Source organism: Kitasatospora sp. NPDC057500 (assembly GCF_042802195.1).
Taxonomy (GTDB): Bacteria; Actinomycetota; Actinomycetes; order Streptomycetales; family Streptomycetaceae; genus Kitasatospora.
Genome location: NZ_JBHVER010000103.1, coordinates 21021 through 27216, shown reverse-complemented (window position 1 = coordinate 27216; position 6196 = coordinate 21021). Strand labels below are relative to the sequence as shown.

Genomic DNA, 6196 nt, shown 5'->3' with positions numbered 1-6196 from the left:
CGTGGTCCGGCTCGACCTCGGCGCCCGCACCCCCGGGGAGATCCTGGACGCCGTCCTTGCGACCGCGCCCGGCACCGAGCGCATCTACATCACCGTCGGCGCCCCCTGGCACGACGGCGCCGAGCGCTACTCCACGCTCAAGGACGCCGTCGCCGCCTGGCTCAACACCCCGTCCGACCGCTGGACCACCGCGGTCGGCTCCGGCCGCGACAAGCTCGCCGGGCACTTCGTCCACCAGCGCCAGCCCGTCGGCCGCTACGCCCCCACAGCCGCCCCGGACGGCGGCAGCACCGAGATCCGCTCGATGGGGGAGTGGTTCGACCCCGACGGCGCCGACGTGACGACCTGCCGACAGGCGTTCACCCTGCTGTGGCAGGCGCTGCGCCGCCACTGGGACGACGCCGTGCTCATGGGCTCCCCGAGCCAGACCGGCCGGGACCTGTGGTCACGCACCATCCCCACCACCGGCAAGTGGGCCGGGGGCTACCCGGTCCTGTCCGAGGAACTGCGCGCCCTGCTGCACGCCACCGGCGGCCAGGGCCGCACCGAGCTGATCCTGCCCCCGCGCGTGCCGGAGCAGCTCCCGGCGCTGGTGGAGTACGACCGTACGTTCGCCTACGCCAAGCACCTGTGGAAGAGCCCGGTCGGTGTGCCGCGCCGGATCACCGCCGGGGCGTTCGCCGCGTTGACCGGCCAGGAGCAGGTCAAGGCCTTGATGTCGTGCTCGCACTGGAACATCAAGGCGACCGTCCCGCAGGGCTGGCAGCACGTCGGCCTGCTGCCCGCGCCGGTGACCGGTGACCGCGCCTGGGTCTACCCCTCGGAGCCGGGCGCGACGTTCACCACGTGGGCGGGTGGCGCCGAGGTGCACCTGGCGCTGTCGAACCACCTGATGCCGTGGAAGGTCGAGATTCTGGGAGGCCTGCTCTTCCAGGACGGCAAGCCGCTGGACGAGTGGGGCAAGCGGTTGAAGTCGGCCTGGGCCGATCTCACGAACCTCTCGAAGCTGCACGGCGAGGAGCGGCAGCGGCAGGCGGCCTACCTCGCCTCCCGGGCCGTGCGCTCCGTGCTGCTGTTCGGCCTCGGCGGCTTCGCCCAGCGCCCGCGCCTGGTCTCCGGCACCACCCCCGCCGGCGAGCCGCTCCCCGCCGGGGTGGAGATCCTCGGCCAGGACGACCAGGTGGTCACCTGGCAGCGGCAGGCCGGCTTCTCCCGCGACCCCTACGCCCACCCCGAGTGGGCCGCCTACGTCTGGTCCGGCGCCCGCGCCGCCCTACTGGACATGAAGTACCGGCAGGGCAAGGACGTCATCGCCCACGCCGGTGCCCTGCACGCCCGGCCCGGCACGGTCGTGTACTTCGGCACCGACGGCATCGCGCTGACCGAGCGCCGGCCCTGGCCGTACCGTGGCGAGCCGGGTGACTACCTCCTCAAGGGCCACTTGACCGGCCCCATTGAGCACCCGAAGTCCCAGGAGCAGTACCTGAAGCTGCGCGGCCTGGGCCGCGCCGAACTCGCCGCCGCCGAGAAGGGGGCTGACCAGTGAGCCCGGCCGACCCGAACCAGCCCAACGAGGCCGCGAGGCTGACCCAGCAGCTGCTCGACCAGGGCTTCACCAAGCGGCAGGTCGCCAGGATGCTCGGCCGCGACGCGAGCCTGGTGTCCCAGTTCTTCACCAAGGGCAAGGGAGCGGCGTTCGTTGGCGCGCTGCGCCAGGTCGTGCGCGCGGTGCGCGGCGGCGAGCGCGACCCCGAGGCGCTCGGCGCCGTCGCGCAGGAGAACGTCCAGCGGCGCCGCACGAAGACCGGGCAGAAAGCCAGGGTGCGGGGCAAGGACGTGATCGGCACCCCCGGCGGCAGCATGGCCGGCCGCGCCGGAAAGCAGGCCATCAAGTCCGGCGCCGCGCACCTCGCAGGCGTGATCCACACGGCCGCGCAGGCGGACGGCCGGGTCGCGCTGACCGTGCGGATGCAGTCGCGGTACTTCACGCTGTCGGCCGGCTCGAGGCAGGACTCGCCCGGTATCCGGCGCGGCGTGGTCCCGCGCGCGGACGGCACCCAGGAGCGCACCTACGGCTCCGCCGCCACCGGCGGCTTCCCCGCCGCCGAATGGTCCCGCAGGGTCGCCGCCTCGCACGGCGACGTCGTCCACGCGGTGCTCACCTGGCTGGTAGAGACCGGCCGGGCCACCGAGGATGCCGAGATCGTCTACCTGGAGATCCGCACCTGGACCCCCGCCGGCCACCAGAGCAGCCAGGTCCTCATCGGCTGACCGGCACCCCGGCCGCCGAAGGAGAAGCACCGCCGTGGACACCACCGCCACCGCCACCGCTGAGCAGGACGTGCCGGCCCGACAGCGAGCCCAGGTCGCGCAGCCGTCCGGCTGCGGCCGGGTACCCGGGGAGATGCGATGAACACCGACCGTTCCCGCCGTCGCACCCCGGCCGAGCGCGAAGAACTGCGCCGTCAGGCCACCGAGCTGAGGGACACCGACCACACGATCAACCAGATCGCCTGGAACCTGCGCATCTCACCCAGCACCGCCCGCCGGCTCCTCACCGCGCCCACCCGCGACCCCCACGCACCGGACCCCGACCGCCCCGCCTGGTTCACCGGACCGAACGAGCACCTCGCCCTGCTGCGCCGTGCCGCCCAGGCCCGCGGCGTCGTCCTGGACCTCGCCGTGCCACCAGGCGAGGAGGACGCCCAGGAGCTGACCGACGAACTCGCCGGCCTCCTCCTCACCGGGGACGGCTTCACCGGCGACTGGGCGGTCACGCCGCTTGGCGACATGGTCGAGAGCCTCATCGATGCCCTCAGCTTCTACGCCTACCCGGACTGACCCGTCCCGCGCCCGCCCTCCCGCACCACCCCTCGCCGAAGGAGAAGCACTGCCGTGGACACCACCGCCACCGAGGCCGACGTGCCGGCCGCGCTCCGCGCCGCAGCCGCTCAGCCGGTCCCCGCGCAGCCGACCGGCACCACCACGGTGAACCCGCTGCCGCTGCACTGGTTCCAGAAGGACGCGGTGGCGGCCGCGGTGCGCGAGGTGAAGGACGGCGGCCGCGCCACCGTCGTCGCGGCGACCGGCTCCGGCAAGACGCTGATCGCGGCCGGCTGCGCCCGGCGGCTGGCCGCGCGGGGACGGGTGCTGGTGCTGGTGCCGACGATCGAGCTGCTGGAGCAGACGGCGGAGGCGTGGTCGTTGCGGGGCGGACGCCGGGGCCTGGCGGTGGCGGCGTGTTCGCGCGAGGAAGCACTCGAGAGCGCGGAGGCCGGCGGACGCGTCCACGCCCAGGTCACCACGCAGGCCCCGCGGATCGCCGACCTGGTCGCCAAGGAGAAGCCCGGCGAGCCGGTCACCGTGTACGCCACCTACGCCTCGCTGGAGCGCATCGTCCAGGCCCACCGCGACTTCCGCCTCCCGGCCTGGGACCTGGTCGTCGTCGACGAGGCCCACCGCACCGCCGGCGCCGAGGGCAAGGCCTGGGCCGCCGTCCACGACGACGCCCAGCTCCCCGCGAAGCGCCGCCTGTACTTCACCGCCACCCCGCGGATCGCCGACGACCGGCGCGCGAAGGACGGCCTGGCCGACCTCGCCGACGTCGACGCCGAGACCATGGAGAAGCTGCCCGTCCTCTGTTCGATGGACGACAAGGCCGTCTACGGCCCCACCGTTTTCACCTGGACCCTCGGACAGGGCATCGAGCACGGCTACCTCGCCGACTACCGCGTCCTGGTCCCCGTCGTCACCGACGAGGACCTGCGCGAGCTCCTCAACCTCCCCGCCGTCGCCGACCTGCGCTCCCAGCGCAGCAACGAGGAACTGCTGCGCCTGGCCCTGCAGATCGCGGTGCTGCGCGCGGTCGCCGACCTCGGCCTGCGCCGGGTGATCACGTTCCACTCCCGGGTGGCCGGGGCGCGGGAGTTCGCCGGCAGCCTGCTGGAGGCCTCCCAGCTGCTGGAGGACAAGGACCGCCCGGAGCGGATCTGGGCGAAGGCGGTGGCCGGCACCGACCGCCTCAAGGACCGCCGCGCCGCGTTCACGGAGTTCAAGGCCCACACCGGCGAGGACGGCGAGGAGTGCGGCATCCTGTGTAACAGCCGCCTCCTGACCGAGGGCATCGACGTCGCCGCCGTGGACGCCGTCTGCTTCGCGGACCCCAAGAGCTCGGTCATCGACATCGTCCAGGCCGTCGGCCGCGCACTGCGCCAGTCCCACCGGCAGGGCAAGGTCTCGTGGATCGTCATCCCGGTCTACCTGCCGACGCCGGAGGTCGGCGACGACACCGCCACTGCGGACGCGTCCGAGGTCCGCGACGCCGGCGAGGCTGTGAAGGCGGAGGCCGACGCCGAGATCGAGGCCTCCAGCTTCCGTACGATCTGGCGGGTCCTGCGGGCGCTGGCTGCGCACGACGCCCGGGTGGTCGGCCGGATCACCGAGCTGCGCGGCGCGCGGTCGCAGGGCACCGCGCACACCACCGCGACCCAGGCCGCTGCGGGTGAGGCCGCCGAGGCTGGCGGCGAGGGGAAGCAGCAGCCGGCCCCGGCGGAGTCGCCGGTCGAGTGGCTGAAGATCGACGCCCGTCGGCATGCCGCCCGGATCCTGCAGACCGTGAAGCTGCGCGCGTTCAACCCGCGCGCTGTCGAGTGGCAGCGCATGCACGCCGTCGCCGCCCGCTTCCACATCGAGCACGGCCACCTCGACCCCACCGACAAGACCAAGCACGCCGAGCTGATCTCCTGGCTCACCCGCCAGCGCCACCTGAACGGCCGGCACCTGCTCGACGCCGCCCGGGTCAGCGAACTGGACGCGCTCGGCATGATCTGGTCGAAGAACGCCAACGCCTGGGAACGCGGCTACGCCTACGCCGCCGCCTTCCACCGCCGGCACGGCCACCTCGCGATCCCCGCCACCGCCAAGCTCGACGACTACGCGGTCGGCGCGTGGATGCGCCGCCAGCGCAAGGCCGCGGGCCTCACCGCCGACCAGGTGGCCAAGCTCGACGCGCTGGACGAGCTGTGGCGCCTGGAGCCGGACTGGAACCGCTCCTACCGCCGCCTGCTCGCCTACCTCGCCGCCGGCGGAACCCTGAACGGCCCGGCCAACCGCACCGGCCTCGGCGACGACCCGTCGTTCCGGCCCGGCACCTGGCTGCGCAAGCAGGCCAAGGCCCGCACCGACGGCAAGCTGACCGCCCAGCAGACCGCGCTCCTGGACGCGCTCACCCGGCACGCCGAGACCGTCACCGGCCGACCCGCCCCGCGAGACCCGGCCGTCCCGGCCTCCCTGGCCGGGACGGCCGTCGCACCTCGTTCCCGACTTCCAGAGGCACTGCGCGACGACCGAGACCACCCGACCCGACCCCGCCGCACCCGCTCGGTTGGAGCCGGCCCCGCACTGTAGCCGGCCCGCGCTCGCCGACCGGGACCTGAGCCGCCCGGTCCTTGACTCGCCGCTGGTGCGCGGCGCGATGTGGCTGTGCTGGTCCGGCCACGACGGCATTCGCACCCTCCACCACGGCGCCGCCCTGGCCCGCGGCTGGACCGAGCGCGACGTCGACGGCCTGGACGGCTGGGTGGTCCTGGTCGACGTCCGGATCGTCCTCGGCGCCCGCCCCGGCGGCGTGCCGGAGCCCGTCGTGCAGGCCGGATCAACCCTGCACACTGCCCTCGCCCAGCACCCCGCCGTCAACGACTCCGACCACGACGAGCACGGGGACGACGGCCAAGAGCACGAGCTGCTCAGCGACGTCCGCCGCCGGGTCCGCCGCCGGGTCCGCCGGCGGGCGACCGGGATGACCCTGGAGAGCATCCAGCAGGCCCTCCATCTGGCCCGGGCAGATGAGCGCAATGCCGACCGGCACGCCGACGCCGGAGAGGAGGACGCCTTCGCCACCGCGGCCGACACCCTCGCCGAGTGGCAGCGATGCTCGATCACACCGCCGCTACCCGGGCGGAGCGCTACGACCCCGGCCACGACACCGCCCTCCAGCACGCGCTACGTGTCGAACGCCACCACCGCGACGTCGCTGGATGAGCCCGCGAAGCCGCCCTCAAAGCCCGGCAGATGACCCGGCGCCGCCCACCGTCGGCTCGCGGGCACCGCCGCCCAGCCCCTCTACACCGCCCTTGACCGCGCCGGTCGGACCGCGCTGATCGCAAGGTCGTGAGCTGGCTGGAGCGCACCGAAGCAC

The 6196-nt window shown here is 74.0% G+C and carries 5 protein-coding genes; all 5 read left to right on the top strand.

Features of this window, described 5'->3' with window-relative positions; all coding sequences use genetic code 11:
* Positions 1-1546, top strand: a 1546-nt coding sequence (locus ACFU74_RS21900; RefSeq protein WP_380759226.1) for a hypothetical protein, incomplete at its 5' end; no start/stop codon positions are given.
* Positions 1543-2271 carry a helix-turn-helix domain containing protein gene (locus tag ACFU74_RS21895; RefSeq protein WP_380759224.1) on the top strand — a complete coding sequence of 243 codons (729 nt, stop codon included), beginning with the start codon at positions 1543-1545 and terminating at the stop codon, positions 2269-2271. The genes ACFU74_RS21900 and ACFU74_RS21895, both read left to right, overlap by 4 nt.
* Positions 2272-2409: 138 nt before the next feature.
* Positions 2410-2841 (top strand): hypothetical protein, encoded by a 432-nt coding sequence (locus ACFU74_RS21890; protein WP_380759222.1) that lies wholly within the window; start codon positions 2410-2412, stop codon positions 2839-2841.
* A 54-nt stretch (positions 2842-2895) separates the two neighbouring features.
* Positions 2896-5406 carry a Helicase associated domain protein gene (locus tag ACFU74_RS21885; RefSeq protein WP_380759220.1) on the top strand — a complete coding sequence of 837 codons (2511 nt, stop codon included), beginning with the start codon at positions 2896-2898 and terminating at the stop codon, positions 5404-5406.
* 55 nt (positions 5407-5461) lie between these two features.
* Positions 5462-6073 carry a hypothetical protein gene (locus ACFU74_RS21880; RefSeq protein WP_380759218.1) on the top strand — a complete coding sequence of 204 codons (612 nt, stop codon included), beginning with the start codon at positions 5462-5464 and terminating at the stop codon, positions 6071-6073.
* Positions 6074-6196: the final 123 nt, after the last annotated feature.